Raw genomic sequence first — 19,963 nt, forward strand, 5'->3', positions numbered from 1 at the left:
CGGCGCCTAAGCTCCGCCATGACCAGTCGGGCGGACCTCATGGAAGAACCCCAGTCATCCGCGCCGCAGGTCCGGTTCTATCCGCCGGCCGCGAGCCTGCGCGGCCTGATCACCGCCTATTACTTTGTCGACGTGCCGCCGGGCGCGCACCTTGATCACCTGCATCCCGAATGGGCGAACGTGCGCTTCGTCATCGCCGGCGACTGGACCTGGCGGCTGAGCGAGGACGCACCGTGGTTTTCGGCCCCGGCCGGGCTATGGGGCCCGACCGACCGCACCGGGACCATCCGCACGGACGGCGGGCTGGTGATCGGCTTCGGGCTGACGCCGCTGGGCTGGAGCCGGCTGATCGGCGAGAGCGCCGAGCCCTACGCCAACGCCGCGGTGGACTTCGGCGAGCTGTGGGGCGAGGCGGCAGGGCAGATGCTGGCCGACCTGCTCGCCCATGCCGACGACGCGGCGCGGGTCGCGGCGTTGGACGCGCGGCTGGAGGCCCGCGCGGCGGCCGCGCCCATCGTCGATCCGGCGGTGCAGCGGGCGGCCAATGCGCTGTTCACCGGCGACATCGGCAGCACCGCGCTGTTCGCCGGTCAGGCCGGGGTCTCGACCCGGACGCTCGACCGGCTGTGCCGCCGGGTGTTCGGCTTTGCGCCCAAGCGGCTGCTGCGCCGTCAACGGTTCCTGCGCACCCTGGAGCAGATCGGCGGTCAGTTGGACCGCCCGCTGAACACCCTGCTCGACGAGGGCTATGTCGATCAGGCGCACTTCACCCGCGAGTTCCGCGCCTTCATGGGGATGACGCCGAGCGCCTACTACAACCTGCCGCGCGAGGTGCTGCGCCGCGCCGCCGAGAGCCGCCGCGCGGTGATCGGCCAGCCGTTGCAGGGCCTGCACGGGCAGGCCTGAGGCGGTCAGGCGCGGCCGAAGTCGGCGGCGCGCTGCTGACGTTCTTCGATATAGGCCGGGTTCGGCCAGGGTTGGGTGTCGGCCCAGGGGACGGTGAGCGCGCACTTGGGGCAGTGGTAGTCCAGGTCGAGCTCGGTGTTGCAGGCGCGGTGGAACATGCGCACGGCGAGGCCTTCGTCCGGGGTCTTGCACCACTTCTCGCCCCAGGCGCGCAGCGCCAGGACCACGGGCATCAGGTCGCGGCCCATCTCGGTCAGCCGGTACTCGTAGCGCAGCGGCCGCTGGGAATAGGCCTGGCGCTCGACCAGGCCGTCGGCCTGCAGGCGCTTGAGGCGGGCGGTCAGCAGCTGCGGCGTCGCGCCGGTCTGGGCCTGGAGATCGTGGAAGCGCGACAGGCCCATGAACAGCTCGCGGATGACCAGCAGCGACCAGCGATCGCCCATCAGATCGGTCGAGCGGGCGATCGGGCAGAGGGTGTGGTGTTGCAGCGCGCGCACTCCTGTCTCGTTCCCACTCTAGTCACGTCGCTATGAAGATCATAGGCGATTGACACTATGATTATCATACTAACAGATGGCGCCCGAGGAATCGCCGAGGCGCCAGCAAGCGCGCCCGGCAGAACGAGGGAGCGGAACCGTGGGCCAGTCGTCGGGAATCCTGATCGAGGCGGAGGACTTCGCCGACCACGGCGGCTGGGTGCTGGACTCCCAGTTCGAGGCGCAGATGGGCTCGCCCTATCTGCTGGCCCACGGGCTGGGCAAGCCGGTTGGCGACGCGACGACCAGCATCGACGTAGGGAAGGCCGGCGAGTACGAGGTGTGGGTGCGCACGCGCGACTGGGCGGCGCCGCACGGGCCCGGGCGCTTCGCGCTGTCGATCGACGGGGCGCGGCTGGAGACCGAGTTCGGGGCCGATGGCGAGGCCTGGGCCTGGCGGTCGGCCGGCAAGGTGGCGCTGGCCAAGGGCGAGGCGAAGCTGGCGCTGCATGACCTGACCGGCTTCGACGGGCGCTGCGATGCGATCTTCCTCGGCCGCGACGGGGCGATCCCGCCCAACGAGGCGGGCGCGGCGGGCCGGGCCTGGCGCAAGGCGATGCGCGGGCTGCCGGCCGATCCCGCCGACGGCGGCGCGTATGACGTGGTGGTGGTCGGCGGCGGGGTGGCCGGCTGCGCGGCGGCGCTGACCGCGGCGCGGCTGGGGCAGAAGGTGGCGCTGATCCACGACCGTCCGGTGCTGGGCGGCAACGCCAGCAAGGAGATCGGGCTGATGCCGCGCGGCACGCAGGGCAAGCTGCTGCTGGAGCTGGCGCAGCGCACGCCCGACGGCGACCTGGCGGCGCTGTCGCTTCTGCAGGCCGAGCCGACCGCCAGCGTGTTCCTGGAGCACCGGATCATCGCCGCCGAGCGGGTCGGCGACCAGATCGCCTCGGTCGACGCCGTGCAGGCCAAGGGCGGGGCGGAGACCCGCTTCCGGGGCAAGATGTTCATCGACGCCAGCGGGGTGGCGATGCTGGGCGTGCTGGCCGGGGCGCACACCCTGTTCGGCCGCGAAGCGCGCTCGGAATACGACGAGGCCTATGCGCCGGAAGTCGCCGACGACATGCACCACGGCAACACGCTGTTCTTCCGCACGAAGATGGCCGACCAGCCGGTTCCGTTCCCGGACGTGCCGTGGGCGACCGAGATCTCGAAGGACTACGCCAATCTGAGCGGCCAGCTGACCCAGCCGGGCCAGGAGAACGGAGCCGGGCCGAACGCCAATCCCGACAACGCGACCTTCCAGTTCAGCGCCGATCCGAGCCAGGCCTGGATGATGCAGTTCCCGGCCACCCACTATTGGGAGTACGGCCAGTGGCTGGACCCCTACACCTCGGGCGAGTTGGTGCGCGACTACCTGATGCGGGCGCTCTACGGGACGTTCTCGAACGTCAAGAACGCCGATCCCGAGCAGTACGCCAACCTGGAGTTCGACTGGATGGCGTTCGTCGCCGCCCAGGGCGAGTTCCGGCGCTATCGCGGCGACCACGTGCTGACCGAGAACGATATCCGCGACCACACCCGCTACAACGACATGCTGGTCTCGAACGACGGGTTCTTCTGCATCCACTGCGCGTGGAAGCCGGGGGAGGGGAAGTACGACTTCCGCCTGAAGGACTGGATCATGGATGTGCGCGACCAGCAGCCCTACGGCATCCCGTTCCGCTGCCTGTACTCGGCGAACATCGAGAACCTGCTGATGGCCGGCAAGCAAATCAGCGTCACCCATGTGGCCGGCTCGTCGGTGAAGCTGATGGGCAACGGGGCGCAGCACGGGGTGGCCGTCGCAGCGGCGGCGTTCCTCTGCAACGAACACGGGACCACGCCGCGCGGGCTCTATGACGACCGCCTGGACGAGCTGATCGGGCTGGTCGACCGGCTGAACGGCCACGAGCATGCGCCCGGCGGGCGGTTCGTGGCCGTGCCGGGGTAGGGCCCGCCCAACACCGCTCATTCCGGCCTTCGTCGGGATGAGCGGAGGATCAACGCGCCTCGACGGTGAGGTGCGCCAGCTCGTGGACGGGGGCCAGGCGGCGGCGGATCTCGCCGGCGTCGAGGCCGCCGACCACGCTGACGATGGCCGCGTGCGCCTGGGGCCCGACGCGCCAGACGTGGAGGTCACAGATGCGCGCGTCGCCGGGGCCTTCCAGCAGCTCGCGGACCTCGGCGGCGACGTGCGTGTCGGTGGCGTCGAGCAGCACCCCGGCAGTGTCGCGCATCAGGGTCCAGGACCAGCGGCCGATCACCAGCGCGCCGACGATCCCCATGACCGGATCGAGCCACACCCAGCCGAGCAGCCGCCCGGCCAGCAGCGCCACGATCGCCAGCACCGAGGTCAGGGCGTCGGCCAGTACGTGCATGTAGGCCGAGCGCAGGTTGTTGTCGCCGCTGTGGTGGACGCTGTGGTGGCTATGGTGGCTGTGGTCGTGGTGATGGTCATGGCCATGGTGATCGTGCCCGTGGTGGTCATGTCCGTGGTGGCCGTGGTGATAGTGGCCGGCCCCCAGCAGCAGGGCGCTGACCAGGTTCACGGCCAGGCCGACAGCGGCGACGATGGTCGCCTCGCCGAAGGCGACGGTGGTCGGCTCGAGCAGCCGCTTGACGGACTCGACCCCAATGCCGACGGCGACCATGCCCAGCACCAGCGCCGAGGCGAAGCCGGCCAGGTCGCCGACCTTGCCGGTGCCGAAGCTGAACCTGTCGCTGCGGGCGTGCTTGCGGGCGTAAGCGTAGGCCGCGGCGGCGACGCCGAGCGCGCCGGCGTGGGTGGCCATGTGGAAGCCGTCGGCCAGCAACGCCATCGAGCCGGTCCAGTAGCCGGCGACGATCTCGGCGACCATCATCACGGCAGTCAGGCCGACCACCCAGAGCGTGCGCCGGGCGTGGTCGTCATGCGCCGCCCCGAGGAACACGTGCTCGTGGGCGAGGTCTTCGAGGTCGGCGGCGGTGGTCATGGGGCGGCTCACTTCGAATAGCGGCGGATGGCTTGGATGACTTCCTCGGCGCCCTGGGCGCGGGCCGCGTCGTCGAGGCCGAGCGCGGCGACGTGCTCGCGCAGGTGGGCTTCGACCACCTCGTCGAGCAGGCCGTTGATCGCGCCGCGAGTGGCGGCGACCAGGTGCAGGGTGTCGGCGCAGGCGGCGTGGCCGGCGATCGAACGCTCGATCGCGTCGACCTGACCGGCGATGCGGCGGACGCGCTTGAGCAGCGCTTCGTTCTGGGAGGAGAGGTGAGCCATAGGATACCCCCCTATGGTATGAGGGCCGTCCTGACAAGCGGCTGCGGGAGCGGGGTCAGACCGCTTCGCAGGCCCGGCTCATGGCGGCGATATGGCGATGATCCGTGCCGCAGCAGCCGCCCAGCACCTTGATCTGGGGCAGGGCTCGCAGGATCTCAGCGTGCTCGGCGCCCAGTTCGGCGGGATCGCCGTCGTCGAGGTCGGGGGCGGCGTCGAGATCCTGGTGGCTGCGTCGGGATGCGTTGGCGCGCAGGCCGCGCACGCGCTGCAGCCAGGGCGCGCCGGCCTCGAAGGCCTGGGCGAAGTGGGTCGGGTGCGCGCAGTTGACCATGTAGTAGGCCGGCCAGGCGTCGGTGGCGGCGTCGACCTCGGCCACCGCCTGGCCCAGCGCCTGGCCGGTGGGGAGCTTGCCGTCGGTTTCCACGGTGAACGAGATCGCCACCGGCGCGCCCTGGTCGCGGGCGGCGCGCGCCAGACCGATCGCCTCTGGAACATTGGTCATGGTGATCGCCGCGATCATGTCGGCGCCGGCCGCCACGAGCGCCGCGATCTGGTCGGCGTGGTAGGCCTGCGCCGCCTCAGCGGTCATGAGCTTGCCGGGGTCATAGCCGTCGCCGCGCGGGCCGACGCAGCCCGACACCACCAGCGGCGAGACCCGCTCGGCGTACTCGTCCTTGAGGCCCTGCATCAGCCGGATGGCCGCGCCGTTGAGCTGCGCCAACTCGGCGTGCGAGACGCCCAGTCGGTCCGCCCAGTCCGCGCTCGCCCGCCAGGTCGGGCTCTCCAGGATGAACCCCCGCCCGTCCTGCTGGGCGATCTGCAGATAGGGCTCGTAATATCGCCGCAGGATCGCGCGGCCCTCGTCGCCGCGCAGCAGCATGAAGGCCGCGAAGTGCGGAAGCTCGACCCCGTCATGGAAGATCAGGCTGGTCTCCAGGCCTCCGTCGGTCAGCACAAGGCCGCCATGCAGATGCGGCAGATCGGAGGTCATGCTCGAATTCCCTTTCGAGTACGGGAGCCCGCCTGTTCCACTAAATCCGCAGGCTCACAGAGGCCGCGCCAGTTCTTCGCGTGAGCTTACCCCATTGCCGGAGGCGTTGCGCGGTTTGCGGCCGACGTCGGCAGCGACGACTAACTCGCCACCGCCTCATGCCGCATCGCCTCGGCGCCGAGAGTCACGTGCTCTGGGATGCGTCCATCGGCTTTGCGTTCGCTGTAGCGATCGACGAGGTAGTCGGCGCGGTCGCGGGTGAGCAACGTGAACTTCACCAACTCCTCCATCACATCGACGATCCGTTCGTAGTAGCTCGACGGCTTCATGCGGTCGTTCTCGTCGAACTCGCGGTAGGCCATCGCGACGGAAGACTGGTTCGGGATGGTGATCATCCGCATCCAACGCCCGAGCAGGCGGAGCGCATTCACCGCGTTGAAGGACTGCGATCCGCCGCTGACCTGCATCACCGCCAGCGTCTTGCCCTGGGTTGGCCGCACGCTGCCGATCGAGAGCGGTATCCAATCGATCTGCGACTTCATCACGCCGGTGATGGCCCCGTGGCGCTCCGGGCTGCACCACACCTGTCCCTCCGACCATTCGGAGAGCGCACGCAGTTCCTGAACCTTGGGATGGTCCGGCGTCGTCTCGTCCGGCAGCGGCAAACCGTGCGGATCGAACACCCGCGTCTCGCAGCCGAGGCGCTGGAGAATCCGCTCTGCCTCCAGAATTGACAGCCGGCTGAACGAGCGCTCGCGCAGCGATCCATAGAGCAGCAGGATGCGCGGCGGGTGGGTCTTCCGGCTGACAGGTTCAAGCTGAGCCATATTGGTCGGCGCAAGAAACTCGGACGCAAGCGCTGGGAACGAAGCGGTCATTTCTATAATCCTCGAAATGTTCTTCGCCTTGTCACATATTTCGACTATCTTGGAAATATGGAAATCAAATCCGCTGTCGCGAGCCTGTCGGCCCTCGGCCACGAGGGCCGTCTCACCATCTATCGCTTGCTGGTCCAGGCCGGACCTGAAGGTCTCGCGGCGGGAGAGGTTGCGCGTCGCCTCGACATGCTGCCGAACACCCTTTCGGCCAATTTTGGCGTCTTGAGCGGCGCTGGCCTGGTCAGCTCCCGGCGGGACGGGCGCTCGATCATCTACACGGCGAACTATGCAGCGATGAGCACGCTGCTCGGCTTCCTGATGGAAGATTGCTGCGGTGGCGCGCCGGAAATTTGTGCGCCGCTGACGGAAATCGTTGGGCGTGCGGCTGCGTGTGACGGCGTCTGCAAATGACCGCGGCAACTAAGCCCGCAATGTCGGTCTTCGAGCGCTACCTGACGCTTTGGGTTGCGCTGTGCATCGTGGCCGGCATCGCCCTGGGAAACGTCTTCGCGCAGGCCTTCAAGGCCGTTAGCGCCGCGGAGATCGCCAACGTCAACATACCGGTCGCCGCGCTGATCTGGCTGATGATCATACCCATGCTGATCAAGGTCGACTTCGCGGCCCTCGGTCAGGTCGGCCGTCACTGGCGCGGCATCGGCGTCACGCTGTTCATCAATTGGATCGTCAAGCCGTTCGGCATGGCCGCGCTGGGCTGGCTGTTCATCGGTTGGTTGTTCCGGCCATATCTGCCTGCCGAGCAGATCGAGAGCTACATCGCCGGGCTCATCATCCTCGCCGCCGCACCCTGCACTGCCATGGTGTTCGTCTGGAGCAACCTCACGCGCGGCGAGCCGCACTTCACGCTCAGCCAGGTCGCGCTGAACGATACGATCATGGTGTTCGCCTTCGCGCCCGTAGTTGCGTTGTTGCTGGGATTGTCGGCGATCACCGTCCCCTGGACGACGCTTGCGCTGTCGGTCGGCCTCTACATCGTCGTGCCCGTCGTCGCGGCGCAGGTCCTCCGGCGCATTCTCCTTGCGGGGGGACAGTCGCGCCTAGACCGCTTCCTTGCGGTCATGCAGCCGGCTTCAATCCTGGCGCTGCTGGCGACACTGATCCTGTTGTTCGGCTTTCAGGGAGAACAGATCATCCGGCAGCCGCTGGTGATCGCCATGCTCGCCGTGCCGATCCTCATTCAGGTCTATCTGAACTCCGGCCTCGCCTACCTTCTGAACCGGGCGACGGGGGAAGCGCATTGCATAGCCGGTCCGTCCGCGCTGATCGGCGCCAGCAACTTCTTCGAACTCGCCGTCGCCGCCGCCATCAGCCTGTTCGGCTTCGAGTCAGGCGCGGCGCTCGCCACCGTCGTCGGCGTCCTGATCGAAGTGCCGGTAATGCTGTCCATCGTCGCCATCGTGAACCGAAGCCGCGCTTGGTACGAGCGGGGCGCAGCCGTTCGGCGCGTGGCGCACGCCCTAAGCCCGAGCGAACCCACCCATGACCGACTTCCCCGTGACCATCTTCCACAATCCGGCCTGCGGCACCTCGCGAAACACGGTCGCGATGGTCGAGGCCGCCGGTTACACGCCGAAAGTCATCGAGTACCTTGAGGCAGGTTGGACCCATGACCAGCTACGAGAGCTGACCGACAAGGCGGGCGTGACGTTTCGCCAGCTCCTGCGGGAGAAGGATACGCCCGCCGGCGACCTGGGGCTGCTGAGCCATGGGCTTAGCGAGGATCAGATCCTCGACGCCATGGTCGAGCACCCCATTCTGGTCAATCGACCCATCGTCGTGACGCCGATCGGCGTGAGACTGTGCCGGCCTTCCGAGACGGTGTTTGGCCTGCTCCAACGCAAACCCGACAGCTTCACCAAGGAAGACGGCGAGGTGATCAAGCCGTAGCTCAGCAGCTCACGGATCCTTGCCGCTGTCGGCGTGGGGTGAAACTGTCCGAGCTGCACCACAGGAGGGGCCTATGGGCGGAAGCATCAGACCGGCGCGTGCAGCGGACGCGGCGGCGGTAGCGGCGATCTACGCGCCGTATGTCCGCGAAACCGTCATCTCATTCGAGGAAGACCCGCCGACGCTCGCCGAGATGGCCAGGCGCATTGCTTCAACTCAGGCCGTTCATCCCTTCATCGTATTTGAGGATCAGGACCAGGTGATCGGCTACGCCTATGCGGGGCCGCACCGAGCAAGGCCGGCCTATCGATGGTCGGTCGACGTGACGGTGTATGTCGCCAAGCACGCTCATCGCGGCGGCGTCGGACGCGCCCTGTATCGCGACCTGCTAGCCCAATTGGCCCACCAGGGCTTTCACGCCGCATTCGCCGGCATCGCTCTTCCCAATGACAAGAGCGTCGGGCTTCACGAGGCCATGGGGTTTGAGCACCTCGGGACCTACAGAGAAGTAGGCTTCAAATTTGGCGGTTGGCACGATGTCGGCTGGTGGCGGCTCCGCCTCAGCGACGGACTGCCAGCACGAGAGCCGACGCCGTTCGCCGCCGTGAACGCGCTTTCGTCCGAAAGCTGAGCGTCCGCAGTCGGCGCGGTCGCCCCGTCCGCCGCCTAGCTCAGCGGTTCGCCGCGCTGGAAGGCGGCGACGCGGGGGGCGTGGTAGGCGCTGACCACGTCGTGGCGCGGGGTGGCCTGGACGTAGACGTCGATCTCGGCGAGCAGGGCGTCCCAGGCCTCGCCGAGTTGCGGCGTGAAGGCCGGACCGAGGACTTCGCGCACCGCGTCGCGGACGACCGAGAAGAAGGTCGCGAACACCTCGCGCGGGACGTCATAGCCCTCGTGCGTGATGATCTCGGTCTCGATCATGTGGTCGGCGTAGCGGCGATCGCCGATGAAATCGAGGATCGCGGCGAAGGTTCGGGCGAGCATCTCGCCCTTGATGGCGTGGGTGGTGTCGCGCCAGAAGTAGGGCTCCATATGCGGCTGGAGCTCGAACAGGCGCTTGTAGACGATCGGGGTCGGGTCTTCGCAGAACTCGGCCAGCTGTTCCAGGCTGGCCTCGATTTCCGCGGCGCGCGCAAAGGCGGGGGCTATCGACATCTGCATTCTCCCGTCGGCCTTGGGGACCTTGGACGGAGCCTAGACCGGCGGGCGGGCGCTCGAAACGGCCGATCTTGGAATTCGCGACATAACCAGGTGTTATGCCGAGCATGGCTGAACATGCGAAATCGAAGGGCGCCAGCGCGGCGCGGGGCCAGATCGCCCAGACGCTGCGCCAGACCAATCTCGACCTGCTGCCAATCCTGTTGTCGCTGCTCCGCAGCCGCAGCGTGACGGCCAGCGCCCGTGAACTGGGGATCAGCCAGCCGGCGGTCAGCAAGGCGCTGCGCCAGCTGCGCGAGGCGTTCGCCGACGACCTGATCGTCTCGCGCGGGCGGGAGGCCAAGCTGACCCAGCGCGGGCAGGCGATCCTGGGGCCGCTGGGGGCGATCCTCTGGGACCTCGAGCTGCTGTACGAGCCGCCGCAGGCGTTCGAGCCGAGGCGCGAGGCGCTGCGCATCGTGATCCGCACCGCCGACTACGTGACCGTGCTGCTGGCCCCGCAGCTGGCCAAGCTGTGCGCCCAGGAGGCGCCGCGGGTGGAACTGCGGTTCCTCGAGCAGACGCCGGGCGAGACCGAGGACCGCGACCAGATCGACTTCTTCATCGTGCCGCGGCCGGTGGGGCGGACCTTCGGCAAGCGGATGGAGCGGATGGCGCTGTGGCCCGACGAGATGGTCTGCATCGCCGCGCGCAGCGACGCGCGGTGGGGCGAGACGATCACGGCGGCGGAGTTCCGGGCCGCGCGGCAGGTCGTCTACCAGGTCGGCGAGCGCAGCGCCCTGGCGCGGGCGGGGCTGATCCAGCCGACCTCGGTGCTGGAGGTCGCGCCGGTCTGCGAGGTGCCCAACTTCCTGGTCATGGGGGCGATCGTCGAGGAGGCGCAGGGCCTGGCGCTGGTCCCGCGCAAGCTGGCCCAGGAACTGGCGCGGTCACGCGACATCCGGCTGCTGGAGATCGACTTTCCCGAGCGGCGGCTGGACATCGACGCGTTCTGGAGCCAGGCGGCGGGGGCGCGGCGCGGTCACGCCTGGTTCCAGGGGCTGCTGGCCCGCGCCGCCGCGCAACTGCCGGCCTAGACCCGAAGGTCTAGAGCTTGCGGCCGAGATACTTCTCGACCTGACGGCGTTCCCACGCGCCGCCGAGGAATGGAACGAAGTTGAACACGCTGGCGCCGTGGGCCAGGAGGCCGAGCCCCCAGCCGAGCGCCGGCCAGACGAACCACAGGTACTGCGGATAGCCCATCAGGTTGATGACGGCGAGGATCGGAATGACGATCAGGTACTGGGTGAGGTGCACGTAGAACGCCTTGACCTTGCGCACGTGGGCGAGGGCGAGGGCCTCGTCGGGCCTGACGTTGTCGTGCCTGACGTTGTCGGGGCGGGTGGTGTCCATGGACGGTTCCTTCAAGCGGTCGAGGTCTGTTTCAAGGACCGCCGCGAGGGCGTTCATCGTCTCGAGGCTGCCGGGCTGGCCGCGCTCTAGACGTTGAATGGTGCGGACGCTGAGGCCCGATACTTCTGCGAGCTGTTCCTGGGACCAGCCTCTTTGCAGTCGCAGCTTCTGGATCAGCATGTCCAAAGTCCTCGTCGGAGATCGCCCCGACCGTGAAGGATGAGGCCTGTCGGCTCCACGTCAGCAACCCGCCAGCCGCCCGCCAGCAAGACGACGGCAGGGCGACAGCGCCCCGACAGACTAGGGCGCTCGGGCGCCCGCGCCAACTGCGGCAGCCCTGGACAAGGCCGCGGCGTCGGGCCAGACCTTGGGTCGCAGGCGCGGGCCTTCGTCCGCCGCGGCGGCGCCTAAATTGGGGGCCAGAACCGCCTGGTATCGGTGCGCGTGAGGTGAGTTTGAAGACGTTGGCGGTCATCGCCCTGAAGGGGGGCTCGGGCAAGACCACGGTGGCGACGCACCTGGCGCTGGCGGCGCATCTGCGCGGGCGGCAGGCGCTGCTGGTCGACACCGACCCGCAGAACTCGGCGCGCGACATCCTGGAGACGCGCGAAGGCGGGGGGCCGGAGGTGGTGAGCGCGGCGGCGCGCAACGTGCTGGCCGCGCAGTTCGGGGCGCTGTCGCAGGGCAAGGACCTGCTGATCATCGACACCGCCGCCGGCGCGGTGGAGTCGGTCGGCGAGGCGGTGGTGCTGGCTGATTTCGCGCTGCTGGTGGCGCGCCCGACGCTGATCGACCTGTCGGGGTTGGCGCGGACCCTGAGCTTGGTGCGCAAGATCGGCAAGCCGTCGGTGGTGGTGATGAACCAGGCTCCGGTGGCGCGCGGCAATATCGAGGCGCCGCTGGTCAAGCGGGCGATGAAGGGGCTCGACTACATGCGAGCCGAGGTCGCTCCGGCGATCCTGCGCTCGCGCTCGATCTACCAGACGGCGCTGGAGCGGGGCCGCTCGGCCGAGGAGTCGCCCGACCGCGCCGCGGCCGGCGAGATCGCCGCGCTGTGGGACTTCGTCGACGCACGGCTGCGCGCCCTGCCGGCGCCGCAGTCCCGGGATGGGCTCAGCGCCTGACTGCGCGCAGCAGGAAGCGCGAGTAGTTGAAGCGAAGCGGCGCGCCGGCTTCGACCTGACGATGCAACGCCAGCAGCGTCTCGGCGTGGGCCTCGACGTCGAAACCTTCGATCACCCAGGGAATGGCGGTCAGGAAGTAGGCGAGCGCCCCGACGTCGGCGAAGGTCACCGGGCCGCGCCAGTCCCCCGCCAGTTCGATCTCGCAGCCGAGCGCGGCGAAGGCTTCGACCGTGCGCTGCAGGGTGTTGTCGGGATAGGCCAGCTTCGCGCCGAACGCGGCGGTCAGGTCGTCCAGATTGTCGCCGCCGACCTGCTGGGTCAGGAACACGCCGCCGGGCTTCAGCACCCGGTGCATCTCGGCTGGGCGAAAGCCGCCGTGCCGGTTGAGGATGAGGTCGAACGCGGCGTCCCCGAACGGCATGCCCGAAGCGGTGTTGGCCTGGTGGACCTGAACGCCCAGCGGTTCCAGCCGCGCGCGGGCGACCGGCAGGTTGGGCGCGTAGCCCTCGACCGCCGTCGCGCGGCCGGGAAACGGGGCGAAGGACGAGAACAGCTCGCCGCCGCCGGTGGCGATGTCGAGGACGTCGCGCGAGCTGGCGACCGCGGCGCGGGCGAGGTCGGGGTAGGACCAGGGCGGCTCGTCCTCGGCCATGCGGCCTTCGAGATAGGCGAAGTCCCAGCCGGCGAATGGCGCGGCGGCTTCGCGCTTCCAGGCTTCGAGCAGGGCGTCTGAGGTCATGGGCGCAGAGTGCTGGCGGCAGGCGTCGGGAGCAATGGCGCAGCTCGTGGCTCCGGCCCTCACATCGGAGGGGGTCAGGTCGGCGGCGCGGCGGTGCTGGCGCGGACGACGAGGCGGTGGGGGAGAGTGACCTGCTGCAGGGTCGTGGCGCGACCCTTGAGGATGTCGAGCAGCAGGCGCACGACCTCGTGGCCGATGGCGTCCATCGGCTGGCTGACCGTGGTCAGCTGCGGGGCCAGATACTCGGCGAAGCGGATGTCGTCGAAGCCGACCAGCGAGACGTCGCGCGGGCAGGAGAGGCCGGCGCGGCGGATCGATTCCAGCGCGCCCATGGCCATCTCGTCGCTGAAGCAGAAGATCGCGGTCGGGCGGTTCTCGCCCTCCAGCAGGGCGGCGGCCTGGTGCAGGCCCGACTCGATGGTGAAGTCGCCGGTGATGATCTGCAGGTCGGCTGTCCGGCCGTGGCGCTCGGCGGCGGCGCGCACGCCGGCCAGGCGGTCGGCGCTGAGCGGGCTGGCCAGCGGGCCGGTGATCACGCCGACGCGGACGTGGCCGAGGCCATAGAGGTGATCCATCACCTCCTGCGCGGCGGCGGTGTTGTCGATGTGGGCGCTGGCGACGCCGAGGTCGGGCGCGAACTCGCAGCCGTTGACGATCGGCGTGCGCGGGCCCATCGCCGCGACCATGTCGGCGAGGGTGTCGGGCAGGCGATGGCCAAGGAAGATCAGGCCGTCGGCCTCCTTGCGGCGGAGCATGGTGGCGTACTGCTCCTCGCGTTCCTCCTGGTGGCGGGTGTCGCCGAGCAGCACCGAGTAGCCGGCGGCGTGAGCCGCCTCCTCGACCCCGCGGATGACCCGCGAGAAGAACGGGTTGGAGATGTCCGGCACCGTGACCAGGATCTTCTCGGTGCGCAGGGTGCGCAGGCTCTTGGCCGCGAAGTTCGGCTCGTAGCCGAGGCGGTTCACCGCCTCCATGACCTTCTGCCGGGTGCCTTCCAATACGAGGTCGGGGGCGCTGAACACCCGTGAAACCGTCGCGGTGGAGACCCCCGCGTCGCGCGCGACATCTTGAATGGTAGGCATCGGCGCGACACTGGCGAGAAGCGCCCGTCATTACAAGGCGCAGGTTCGCCGGGGCGCAGCCGCACAATGCAGTTGCCGCGCGATAGGGCGGCTGTTACGGATGATTTCGATTACATCAGCGCGAGCGCGGGCCGATTCAGGGCCGTAAACGCCGCCGCGAAAGCCGGTCGGGGAGGGCCAGGAAGATGACGACGAACGTTCGGCTATTCCTGATGATGGTGCTGCAGCTGGCCATCTGGGGCGCCTGGGCGCCCAAGCTGTTCCCGTACATGACCATGCTGGGCTTCGAGCCCTGGCAGCAGTCGCTGGTCGGCAGCTCGTGGGGCGTGGCCGCGCTGGTCGGCATCTTCTTCTCGAACCAGTTCGCCGACCGCAACTTTTCGGCCGAGCGGTTCCTGGCCGCCAGCCACCTGATCGGCGGCCTGGCGCTGGTGGGCGTGGCGTTCTCGACGAGCTTCTGGCCGTTCTTCGCCTGCTACCTGATCTACAGCCTGCTCTATGTGCCGACCCTGTCGGTGTCGAACTCGATCGCCTTCGCCAACCTGCGCGACCCGGCGGCCGACTTCGGTACGGTGCGGATGGGCGGCACGGTCGGCTGGGTGATGGTCAGCTGGCCGTTCGTGTTCCTGCTGGGCGCGCACGCCACGGCCGAGCAGGTGCGCTGGATCTTCCTGGTCGCGGCGCTGATCTCGTTCGCCGCCGCCGGCTATTCGCTGACCCTGCCGCATACCCCGCCGCGCAAGGAAGCGGCCGGCATCGACAAGCTGGCCTGGCGCCGGGCGCTGACCCTGCTGGGGACGCCGTTCGTGCTGGTGCTGTTCATCGTCACCTTCATCGATTCCGTGATCCACAACGGCTACTTCGTGGTCTCGGACGCCTTCCTGACCGACCGCGTCGGCATCGCCGGCAACCTCAGCATGGTCGTGCTGAGCCTGGGGCAGGTGGCCGAGATCCTGACCATGTTCCTGCTGGGCCGGGTGCTGATCCGGCTGGGCTGGAAGACGACGATGATCGTCGGCATCCTGGGCCACGCGGCGCGGTTCGCGGTGTTCGCCTTCTTCGCCGACAGCATCCCGGTGATCGTGGCCGTGCAACTGCTGCACGGGATCTGCTACGCCTTCTTCTTCGCCACCGTGTACATCTTCGTCGACGCGGTGTTCCCCAAGGACGTGCGCTCGAGCGCCCAGGGGCTGTTCAACCTGCTGATCCTCGGGGTCGGCAATGTGGTGGCGAGCTTCCTGTTCCCGGCGCTGATGGGCCGCCTGACGACCAGCGTCACCGGCGCCGACGGCGTGGCGCGCAACGTCGTCGACTATCCGGCCCTGTTCATGGTCCCGACCGGCCTAGCGCTGGCGGCGGTCGTGCTGCTGGCCCTGTTCTTCCGTCCGCCGACCCGCGGACCGGTCGCGGCCGACGAACCGGCCGGCGATCAGCCCCTGACCACCAGCGTCGCCGCGCCGCACTGACGGCTGCGCGAGGAGGAGACCCGAGATGACACGAGAATTTCAGCGGCGCAGTGTGCTGGCGGGATTGGCAGGAATGGGAGCGGCCATGACGGGATTTGCGACGAACGCCAATGCGGCGGGCAGTAAGCTGTTCTTCCAGCGGCGCAGCCTGCCGATCGGGCTGCAGCTCTATACGCTGGGCTCCGACGCGGCCAAGGACCTGGACGGCACGCTCGCCCAGGTCGCCAAGATCGGCTACCGCAACATCGAGCTGGCCGGCCTGCTGGGCAAGACGGCCGCGGAGATGAAGGCGGCGATGGACCGCGCGGGCCTGACCTGCACCAGCGCCCACATCCAGGGCCGGGCGATGGGGTCGCAAAGCTTCAGCGGCGACCTCGGCAAGCTGGCCGAGGACCTGAACGTGCTGGGCGTGAAGTCGGCGGTGATGCCGCTGTTCTACATTCCCGATCGTTTCGAGCTGAAGCCGAACCAGGGCGAGGACGGCCCGGCGTTCCTGAGCCGGATGGCCTCGCAGATGACGCTCGACGACTGGAAGTGGAACGCCGACTTCCTGAACCAGAAGGGCCAGGCGCTGAAGAGCGCCGGCATCGCCGTCGGCTATCACAACCACAACAACGAGTTCGCGCCGATCGACGGCACGACGGGGATGGACGTCCTGCTGAAGGAGACCGACCCGTCGCTGGTGACCTTCGAGATGGACGCCGGCTGGGTGACCGCGGCCGGCCGCGACCCGTTCGCGCTGCTCAAGGAACACAAGGGCCGCTTCACCCTGATGCACGTGAAGGACATCAAGGCGACCACCAAGCCGAACTTCACGCTCCGCCAGGACCCGACCGAGGTCGGGGCCGGCATGATCGACTGGAAGAAGCTGCTGCCGGCGGCCTACGAGTCCGGCGTGCGCCAGTTCTTCGTCGAGCAGGAGCCGCCGTTCGCGCATCCGCGCATCGAGGCCACGAAGATCAGCCACGACTACCTGGCGAGCGTGGCCGCCTGATGACGCGTGGAGTTCCCCTGCGGCTGGCCATGGTCGGCGGCGGACCCGGCTCGTTCATCGGGCCGGTGCATCGGATGGCGGCGGAGTTGGACGGCGCCATCGAGCTGGTCGCGGGAGCTTTCAGCCGCGACGGCCAGAAGAACGCCCAGGCCGCCCAGGCCTGGGGCGTCGCGGCCGACCGGGCCTATGGCGACTATCGCCAGATGCTGGCGGCCGAAGCGGCGCGGCCCGACGGCGCGCAGCTGGTGGCGGTGGTGACGCCCAACCACCTGCACTTCGAGGTCGCGGCCGCGGCGCTGAAGGCCGGGATGCACGTGATCAGCGACAAGCCCGCGACCCTGAACCTGGCGCAGGCGCAGGAGCTGGCCGGCGTGGTCGCGGAAACCGGCAAGCTCTATGGCTTGACCTTCGTCTACACCGGCTATCCGATGGTCCGCGAGGCGCGCGAGATCATAGCCCGCGGCGACCTGGGCGCGGTGCGCAAGGTGATCGTCGAGTACTCTCAAGGCTGGCTGTCGCGGCCGATCGAGCGCGACGGCGACAAGCAGGCCGGCTGGCGGGCCGACCCCGCCCAGGCCGGGATCGGCGGGGCCATCGGCGACATCGGCGTGCACGCCTTCAACATCGCCGAGTTCGTGAGCGGCGTGCGGGTCGAGCGGCTGTGCGCGGACCTCGCCGCCGTGGTGCCGGGCCGGACGCTGGACGACGACTGCAACGTGCTGCTGCGCTTCGCCGGCGGGGCGCGCGGGGTGCTGATCGCCTCGCAGATCTCGGCCGGGGCCCGCAACGGCCTGACCATCAAGGTCTATGGCGAGAAGGGCGGCCTGACCTGGTCGCACGAGCGCCATACCGAGCTCGTCGTCGACTGGCTGGACGGGCCGACCCAGATCCTGCACGCGGCCTCGGGCTATCTGAGCCCGGTCGCGCGGGCCGGGTCGCGCATTCCGACCGGCCACCCCGAAGGCTTCATCGAGGCCTTCGCCAACATCTACCGAGACTTCGCCGAGGCGGCGGCCGCGGGCCGCGCCGATGCGGGCCTGGCGCCCGACATCGCCGAGGGCGTGCGCAGCATGGCCTTCGTCGAGCGCGCGGTCAGCGCCAGCGCCGCGGGCGAGGGTTGGGTCGCGCTGTCAGGAGACGCCGCATGAAGACGCTCAAAGGCCCGGGGATCTTCCTGGCCCAGTTCATCGGCGCCGAGCCGCCGTTCGACAAGCTGGACACCATGGCCAAATGGGTCGCGTCGATGGGCTATGTCGGCGTGCAGATGCCGACCGGCGGGGCGGACTCGTTCTTCGACCTGGCGCGGGCGGCCGAGAGCCAGACCTATTGCGACGAGGTCGCCGGGGTGCTGGGCGAGCACGGGCTGGTGATCACCGAGCTGTCGACGCACCTGCAGGGCCAGCTGGTCGCCGTGCACCCGGCCTATGACGAGCTGTTCGACGGCTTTGCGCCGCCGGAGCTGCGCGGCAAGCCGGCCGAGCGCCAGGCGTGGGCGGTCGAGCAGGTGAAGGCCGGCGCGGTCGCCAGCCGGCGGCTGGGGCTGACGGCGCACGCGACGTTCTCTGGCGCGCTGGCCTGGCCGTACTTCTATCCGTGGCCGCAGCGGCCGGCGGGCCTGGTGGACGAAGCCTTCGCCGAGCTGGGCCGGCGCTGGCGGCCGATCCTCGACGCCTTCGAGGAGCAGGGCGTCGACGTCTGCTACGAGATCCATCCGGGCGAGGACCTGCACGACGGGGCGACCTTCGAGCGGTTCCTGGACGAGGTCGGCGGGCATGCGCGCGCCAACATCCTCTACGACCCCAGCCACCTGCTGCTGCAGCAGCTGGACTACCTCGGCTACATCGACCGCTATCACGAGCGTATCCGCGCCTTCCACGTGAAGGACGCCGAGTTCCGGCCGGACGCGCGCTCGGGCGTCTATGGCGGCTATCAGGGCTGGGTCGAACGGCCGGGCCGCTTCCGCTCGCTGGGCGACGGCCAGGTCGACTTCAAGGCGATCTTCTCGAAGATGGCGCAGTACGACTACGACGGATGGGCGGTGCTGGAGTGGGAGTGCGCTCTCAAGCATCCTGAGGACGGCGCGCGCGAGGGCGCCCAGTTCATCCGCGATCACATCATCCGCGTCACCGAGCACGCCTTCGACGACTTCGTCGGCAGCGCGCCGGACGCCGGCCGCAACCGGCGGCTGCTCGGCCTGTAAGCCTGGAGTAAATCAGCATGAAGTTCGCGATCATCCTGGCCGCGAGCCTGGCGGCGGCCGGCTCGGCCGTGGCCGCGCCCTCGGGCGAGGCGGTGTTCAAGCAGCGCTGCGCGGTCTGCCATTCGATCGCGCCGGCACCGGGCAAGATGGGGCCGCCGCTGGCGGGCGTGGCCGGGCGCAAGGCCGGGACGTTGCCGGGCTATGCCTACAGCAGTGCGATGAAGGGCTCCAAGCTGGTCTGGGATGCCGCCACCCTCGACACCTACCTGAAGGCGCCGGCCAAGAGCGTGCCCGGCACCAAGATGCTGGTCGGCGCGCCCGACGCCGAGCAGCGCGCGGCGCTGGTGCAGTACCTGGGGACGATGAAGAAGTAGGTGGCGCGACCCCCGCTCATCCCGGCCAAAGCCGGGACCCAAGCGGGACTTGGGCTAGGCTGGAGCGCCGCCGGCTTGTTTGCGATTCAGCTTGGGTCCCGGCTTTGGCCGGGACGAGCGGCATGTCCTACCGCAGCTCCTGCACCTCGATGTCCTTGAACTCGATGGGGTGGCCCTCGCTCTGCAGGGCGATGTAGCCCTCGGTGGCCGTGTGGGTTTCGAAGTAGGGCCTGGCGACGGCGGCGAAGCTGTCGGTCGGGTCGAGGGCGACGTCGGCGTAGCGGTGGACCACTGCGCCGTTGATCTTCTGGGTGATCTGGCCGTCGGGCAGGACCTCGAGCTCCAGGCTGGTCCAGGTTCCGTTGGCGATGGTGGGGGCGGTGGTCGAGGGGACGCAGTGCTCCTTGGCCTTCACCCCGTCGAAGGTGATGCTGGTCCCCGGCGTGCAGACCGCGCCGGTGGGGCGGGGGCCTTCGCCGTCGCGGCCGAGGATCTGGAACTCCACCGACATCGGGAACGGCTGGCGCAGGCTCATGCTCTGCGGGCTCTGGCTGGCGAACATCACGCCGCTGTTGCTGCGCGCCCATGCCGGGGTGTCGGGCAGGGCCGGGTCGAGCACGCGGTAGTTCAGGCGCAGGCGGTAGGCCTTGAACGGGGTCTTGTAGAACAGGTGGCCGAACTTGCCGCCGAACTTGCCGTCGTAGCCGGCGTAGGAGACGACGATCGCGCCATCCCTGACGACGAAGGTGTCGGCGAAATTCTCGCCGGCCGGATAGCCGGCGATCTTGGGCGTCCAGCCGTCGAGCGTGCGCCCGTCGAAGATCGGCCGCCACTTGCCGGCCTTGACCGCATCGGCATGGGCGGGGGCGGCGAGCAGGGCGAGCGCAGCCAGCGGCGCGAGCGTTTGCGCCAGACGAAATGACGGCATGTGGATCCCTCCCAATGTGTGGACGCGCGTTCCGGCGTTCCCTTGTGTGCTT

At 69.1% G+C, this 19,963-nt stretch carries 23 protein-coding genes; 13 read left to right on the forward strand and 10 right to left on the reverse strand.

Annotation, left to right across the window (positions count from 1 at the left end):
* Positions 1-39: 39 nt before the first annotated feature.
* The gene (locus AC1Q87_RS19715) at positions 40-906 is read left to right on the forward strand and encodes an AraC family transcriptional regulator (RefSeq protein WP_492610532.1); all 867 of its coding nucleotides are present in this window, start codon (positions 40-42) and stop codon (positions 904-906) included.
* A gap of 5 nt (positions 907-911) precedes the next feature.
* Here the strand turns inward: AC1Q87_RS19715 and AC1Q87_RS19720 are convergent, their stop codons facing one another.
* Positions 912-1,403, reverse strand: a complete 492-nt coding sequence (locus AC1Q87_RS19720) for a winged helix-turn-helix transcriptional regulator (protein WP_492610533.1) — start codon at positions 1,401-1,403, stop codon at positions 912-914.
* 139 nt (positions 1,404-1,542) lie between these two features.
* Here AC1Q87_RS19720 and AC1Q87_RS19725 point away from each other — a divergent pair, with 139 nt between their 5' ends.
* Positions 1,543-3,375 carry an FAD-dependent oxidoreductase gene (locus AC1Q87_RS19725; RefSeq protein ID WP_492610534.1) on the forward strand — a complete coding sequence of 611 codons (1,833 nt, stop codon included), beginning with the start codon at positions 1,543-1,545 and terminating at the stop codon, positions 3,373-3,375.
* A gap of 49 nt (positions 3,376-3,424) precedes the next feature.
* Here the strand turns inward: AC1Q87_RS19725 and dmeF are convergent, their stop codons facing one another.
* From dmeF to arsH, 4 genes are all read right to left on the reverse strand, one after another.
* A complete protein-coding gene (gene dmeF, locus AC1Q87_RS19730) occupies positions 3,425-4,396 on the reverse strand; it encodes a CDF family Co(II)/Ni(II) efflux transporter DmeF (RefSeq protein WP_492610535.1) in 972 nt (323 codons plus the stop codon).
* 8 nt (positions 4,397-4,404) lie between these two features.
* Complete coding sequence (locus AC1Q87_RS19735) at positions 4,405-4,680, reverse strand: metal/formaldehyde-sensitive transcriptional repressor (protein WP_492610536.1); 276 nt, start codon at positions 4,678-4,680, stop codon at positions 4,405-4,407.
* A gap of 55 nt (positions 4,681-4,735) precedes the next feature.
* Positions 4,736-5,671, reverse strand: coding sequence for a homocysteine S-methyltransferase family protein (locus tag AC1Q87_RS19740; protein ID WP_492610537.1), 936 nt, complete (start codon positions 5,669-5,671; stop codon positions 4,736-4,738).
* Positions 5,672-5,811: 140 nt separating this feature from the next.
* Positions 5,812-6,549 carry an arsenical resistance protein ArsH gene (gene arsH / locus AC1Q87_RS19745; protein ID WP_492610538.1) on the reverse strand — a complete coding sequence of 246 codons (738 nt, stop codon included), beginning with the start codon at positions 6,547-6,549 and terminating at the stop codon, positions 5,812-5,814.
* 57 nt (positions 6,550-6,606) lie between these two features.
* Here arsH and AC1Q87_RS19750 point away from each other — a divergent pair, with 57 nt between their 5' ends.
* The 4 genes from AC1Q87_RS19750 (at position 6,607) to AC1Q87_RS19765 (ending at position 9,085) form a co-directional block, all read left to right on the forward strand.
* Positions 6,607-6,960, forward strand: a complete 354-nt coding sequence (locus AC1Q87_RS19750; protein ID WP_492610539.1) for an ArsR/SmtB family transcription factor — start codon at positions 6,607-6,609, stop codon at positions 6,958-6,960.
* Between the two features lie 20 nt (positions 6,961-6,980).
* Entirely contained in the window at positions 6,981-8,159 is a 1,179-nt protein-coding gene (gene arsB / locus AC1Q87_RS19755; RefSeq protein WP_492610540.1) for an ACR3 family arsenite efflux transporter, read from the forward strand.
* Positions 8,047-8,454 (forward strand): arsenate reductase (glutaredoxin), encoded by a 408-nt coding sequence (gene arsC / locus AC1Q87_RS19760; RefSeq protein WP_492610541.1) that lies wholly within the window; start codon positions 8,047-8,049, stop codon positions 8,452-8,454. The genes arsB and arsC overlap by 113 nt, the downstream gene beginning before the upstream one ends.
* 73 nt (positions 8,455-8,527) lie before the next feature.
* Positions 8,528-9,085 (forward strand): arsinothricin resistance N-acetyltransferase ArsN1 family B, encoded by a 558-nt coding sequence (locus AC1Q87_RS19765; RefSeq protein WP_492610542.1) that lies wholly within the window; start codon positions 8,528-8,530, stop codon positions 9,083-9,085.
* A 35-nt stretch (positions 9,086-9,120) separates the two neighbouring features.
* Here AC1Q87_RS19765 and AC1Q87_RS19770 read toward each other — a convergent pair whose 3' ends face one another.
* Entirely contained in the window at positions 9,121-9,609 is a 489-nt protein-coding gene (locus tag AC1Q87_RS19770; RefSeq protein WP_492610543.1) for a globin domain-containing protein, read from the reverse strand.
* A 110-nt stretch (positions 9,610-9,719) separates the two neighbouring features.
* On the opposite strand from AC1Q87_RS19770, the gene AC1Q87_RS19775 reads away from it, so the two are divergent.
* Positions 9,720-10,688 carry a LysR family transcriptional regulator gene (locus AC1Q87_RS19775; protein ID WP_492610544.1) on the forward strand — a complete coding sequence of 323 codons (969 nt, stop codon included), beginning with the start codon at positions 9,720-9,722 and terminating at the stop codon, positions 10,686-10,688.
* Positions 10,689-10,698: 10 nt separating this feature from the next.
* Here AC1Q87_RS19775 and AC1Q87_RS19780 read toward each other — a convergent pair whose 3' ends face one another.
* A complete protein-coding gene (locus AC1Q87_RS19780; protein WP_492610545.1) occupies positions 10,699-11,184 on the reverse strand; it encodes a 2TM domain-containing protein in 486 nt (161 codons plus the stop codon).
* A gap of 275 nt (positions 11,185-11,459) precedes the next feature.
* Between AC1Q87_RS19780 and AC1Q87_RS19785 the strand changes: the two genes are divergently transcribed.
* Positions 11,460-12,128, forward strand: a complete 669-nt coding sequence (locus tag AC1Q87_RS19785) for a nucleotide-binding protein (protein WP_492610546.1) — start codon at positions 11,460-11,462, stop codon at positions 12,126-12,128.
* Here AC1Q87_RS19785 and AC1Q87_RS19790 read toward each other — a convergent pair.
* Together AC1Q87_RS19790 and AC1Q87_RS19795 are read right to left on the reverse strand one after the other, a co-directional pair.
* A complete protein-coding gene (locus AC1Q87_RS19790; RefSeq protein ID WP_492610547.1) occupies positions 12,118-12,867 on the reverse strand; it encodes a class I SAM-dependent methyltransferase in 750 nt (249 codons plus the stop codon). The two genes, AC1Q87_RS19785 and AC1Q87_RS19790, sit on opposite strands and share 11 nt — an antisense overlap.
* A 74-nt stretch (positions 12,868-12,941) precedes the next feature.
* On the reverse strand, positions 12,942-13,949 hold the full coding sequence (locus AC1Q87_RS19795; protein WP_492610548.1) for a LacI family DNA-binding transcriptional regulator: 1,008 nt from the start codon (positions 13,947-13,949) through the stop codon (positions 12,942-12,944).
* A 185-nt stretch (positions 13,950-14,134) separates the two neighbouring features.
* Here AC1Q87_RS19795 and AC1Q87_RS19800 point away from each other — a divergent pair, with 185 nt between their 5' ends.
* The 5 genes from AC1Q87_RS19800 to AC1Q87_RS19820 all read left to right on the forward strand — a co-directional run bounded on the left by AC1Q87_RS19800 (position 14,135) and on the right by AC1Q87_RS19820 (position 18,983).
* Complete coding sequence (locus AC1Q87_RS19800) at positions 14,135-15,415, forward strand: MFS transporter (protein WP_492610549.1); 1,281 nt, start codon at positions 14,135-14,137, stop codon at positions 15,413-15,415.
* Between the two features lie 85 nt (positions 15,416-15,500).
* Positions 15,501-16,409, forward strand: a complete 909-nt coding sequence (locus AC1Q87_RS19805; RefSeq protein WP_492610550.1) for a sugar phosphate isomerase/epimerase family protein — start codon at positions 15,501-15,503, stop codon at positions 16,407-16,409.
* Positions 16,409-17,557: a Gfo/Idh/MocA family protein gene (locus AC1Q87_RS19810; RefSeq protein ID WP_492610551.1), complete on the forward strand. Its 1,149-nt coding sequence runs from the start codon at positions 16,409-16,411 to the stop codon at positions 17,555-17,557. The genes AC1Q87_RS19805 and AC1Q87_RS19810 overlap by 1 nt, the downstream gene beginning before the upstream one ends.
* Positions 17,554-18,609 (forward strand): sugar phosphate isomerase/epimerase family protein, encoded by a 1,056-nt coding sequence (locus AC1Q87_RS19815; RefSeq protein WP_492610552.1) that lies wholly within the window; start codon positions 17,554-17,556, stop codon positions 18,607-18,609. The genes AC1Q87_RS19810 and AC1Q87_RS19815 overlap by 4 nt, the downstream gene beginning before the upstream one ends.
* A gap of 17 nt (positions 18,610-18,626) precedes the next feature.
* Positions 18,627-18,983, forward strand: a complete 357-nt coding sequence (locus tag AC1Q87_RS19820; RefSeq protein ID WP_492610553.1) for a c-type cytochrome — start codon at positions 18,627-18,629, stop codon at positions 18,981-18,983.
* 127 nt (positions 18,984-19,110) lie between these two features.
* Here the strand turns inward: AC1Q87_RS19820 and AC1Q87_RS19825 are convergent, their stop codons facing one another.
* The gene (locus AC1Q87_RS19825) at positions 19,111-19,911 is read right to left on the reverse strand and encodes a 3-keto-disaccharide hydrolase (protein ID WP_492610554.1); all 801 of its coding nucleotides are present in this window, start codon (positions 19,909-19,911) and stop codon (positions 19,111-19,113) included.
* Positions 19,912-19,963: the final 52 nt, after the last annotated feature.

It is taken from the genome of Phenylobacterium sp. GW823-FHT02A09 (assembly GCF_058797775.1).

Excerpts from the sequence above, each read along its gene's own strand:
- AC1Q87_RS19770 (WP_492610543.1), bottom strand. The coding sequence starts at position 9,609 with ATGTCGATAGCCCCCGCCTTTGCGCGCGCCGCGGAAATCGAGGCCAGC.
- AC1Q87_RS19740 (WP_492610537.1), bottom strand. The coding sequence starts at position 5,671 with ATGACCTCCGATCTGCCGCATCTGCATGGCGGCCTTGTGCTGACCGAC.
- AC1Q87_RS19820 (WP_492610553.1), top strand. The coding sequence starts at position 18,627 with ATGAAGTTCGCGATCATCCTGGCCGCGAGCCTGGCGGCGGCCGGCTCG.
- AC1Q87_RS19795 (WP_492610548.1), bottom strand. The coding sequence starts at position 13,949 with ATGCCTACCATTCAAGATGTCGCGCGCGACGCGGGGGTCTCCACCGCG.
- AC1Q87_RS19825 (WP_492610554.1), bottom strand. The coding sequence starts at position 19,911 with ATGCCGTCATTTCGTCTGGCGCAAACGCTCGCGCCGCTGGCTGCGCTC.
- AC1Q87_RS19810 (WP_492610551.1), top strand. The coding sequence starts at position 16,409 with ATGACGCGTGGAGTTCCCCTGCGGCTGGCCATGGTCGGCGGCGGACCC.
- AC1Q87_RS19815 (WP_492610552.1), top strand. The coding sequence starts at position 17,554 with ATGAAGACGCTCAAAGGCCCGGGGATCTTCCTGGCCCAGTTCATCGGC.
- arsC (WP_492610541.1), top strand. The coding sequence starts at position 8,047 with ATGACCGACTTCCCCGTGACCATCTTCCACAATCCGGCCTGCGGCACC.
- AC1Q87_RS19775 (WP_492610544.1), top strand. The coding sequence starts at position 9,720 with ATGGCTGAACATGCGAAATCGAAGGGCGCCAGCGCGGCGCGGGGCCAG.
- AC1Q87_RS19765 (WP_492610542.1), top strand. The coding sequence starts at position 8,528 with ATGGGCGGAAGCATCAGACCGGCGCGTGCAGCGGACGCGGCGGCGGTA.
- AC1Q87_RS19780 (WP_492610545.1), bottom strand. The coding sequence starts at position 11,184 with ATGCTGATCCAGAAGCTGCGACTGCAAAGAGGCTGGTCCCAGGAACAG.
- AC1Q87_RS19715 (WP_492610532.1), top strand. The coding sequence starts at position 40 with ATGGAAGAACCCCAGTCATCCGCGCCGCAGGTCCGGTTCTATCCGCCG.
- AC1Q87_RS19805 (WP_492610550.1), top strand. The coding sequence starts at position 15,501 with ATGACGGGATTTGCGACGAACGCCAATGCGGCGGGCAGTAAGCTGTTC.
- dmeF (WP_492610535.1), bottom strand. The coding sequence starts at position 4,396 with ATGACCACCGCCGCCGACCTCGAAGACCTCGCCCACGAGCACGTGTTC.
- AC1Q87_RS19735 (WP_492610536.1), bottom strand. The coding sequence starts at position 4,680 with ATGGCTCACCTCTCCTCCCAGAACGAAGCGCTGCTCAAGCGCGTCCGC.
- AC1Q87_RS19800 (WP_492610549.1), top strand. The coding sequence starts at position 14,135 with ATGACGACGAACGTTCGGCTATTCCTGATGATGGTGCTGCAGCTGGCC.
- arsH (WP_492610538.1), bottom strand. The coding sequence starts at position 6,549 with ATGACCGCTTCGTTCCCAGCGCTTGCGTCCGAGTTTCTTGCGCCGACC.
- arsB (WP_492610540.1), top strand. The coding sequence starts at position 6,981 with ATGTCGGTCTTCGAGCGCTACCTGACGCTTTGGGTTGCGCTGTGCATC.
- AC1Q87_RS19750 (WP_492610539.1), top strand. The coding sequence starts at position 6,607 with ATGGAAATCAAATCCGCTGTCGCGAGCCTGTCGGCCCTCGGCCACGAG.
- AC1Q87_RS19790 (WP_492610547.1), bottom strand. The coding sequence starts at position 12,867 with ATGACCTCAGACGCCCTGCTCGAAGCCTGGAAGCGCGAAGCCGCCGCG.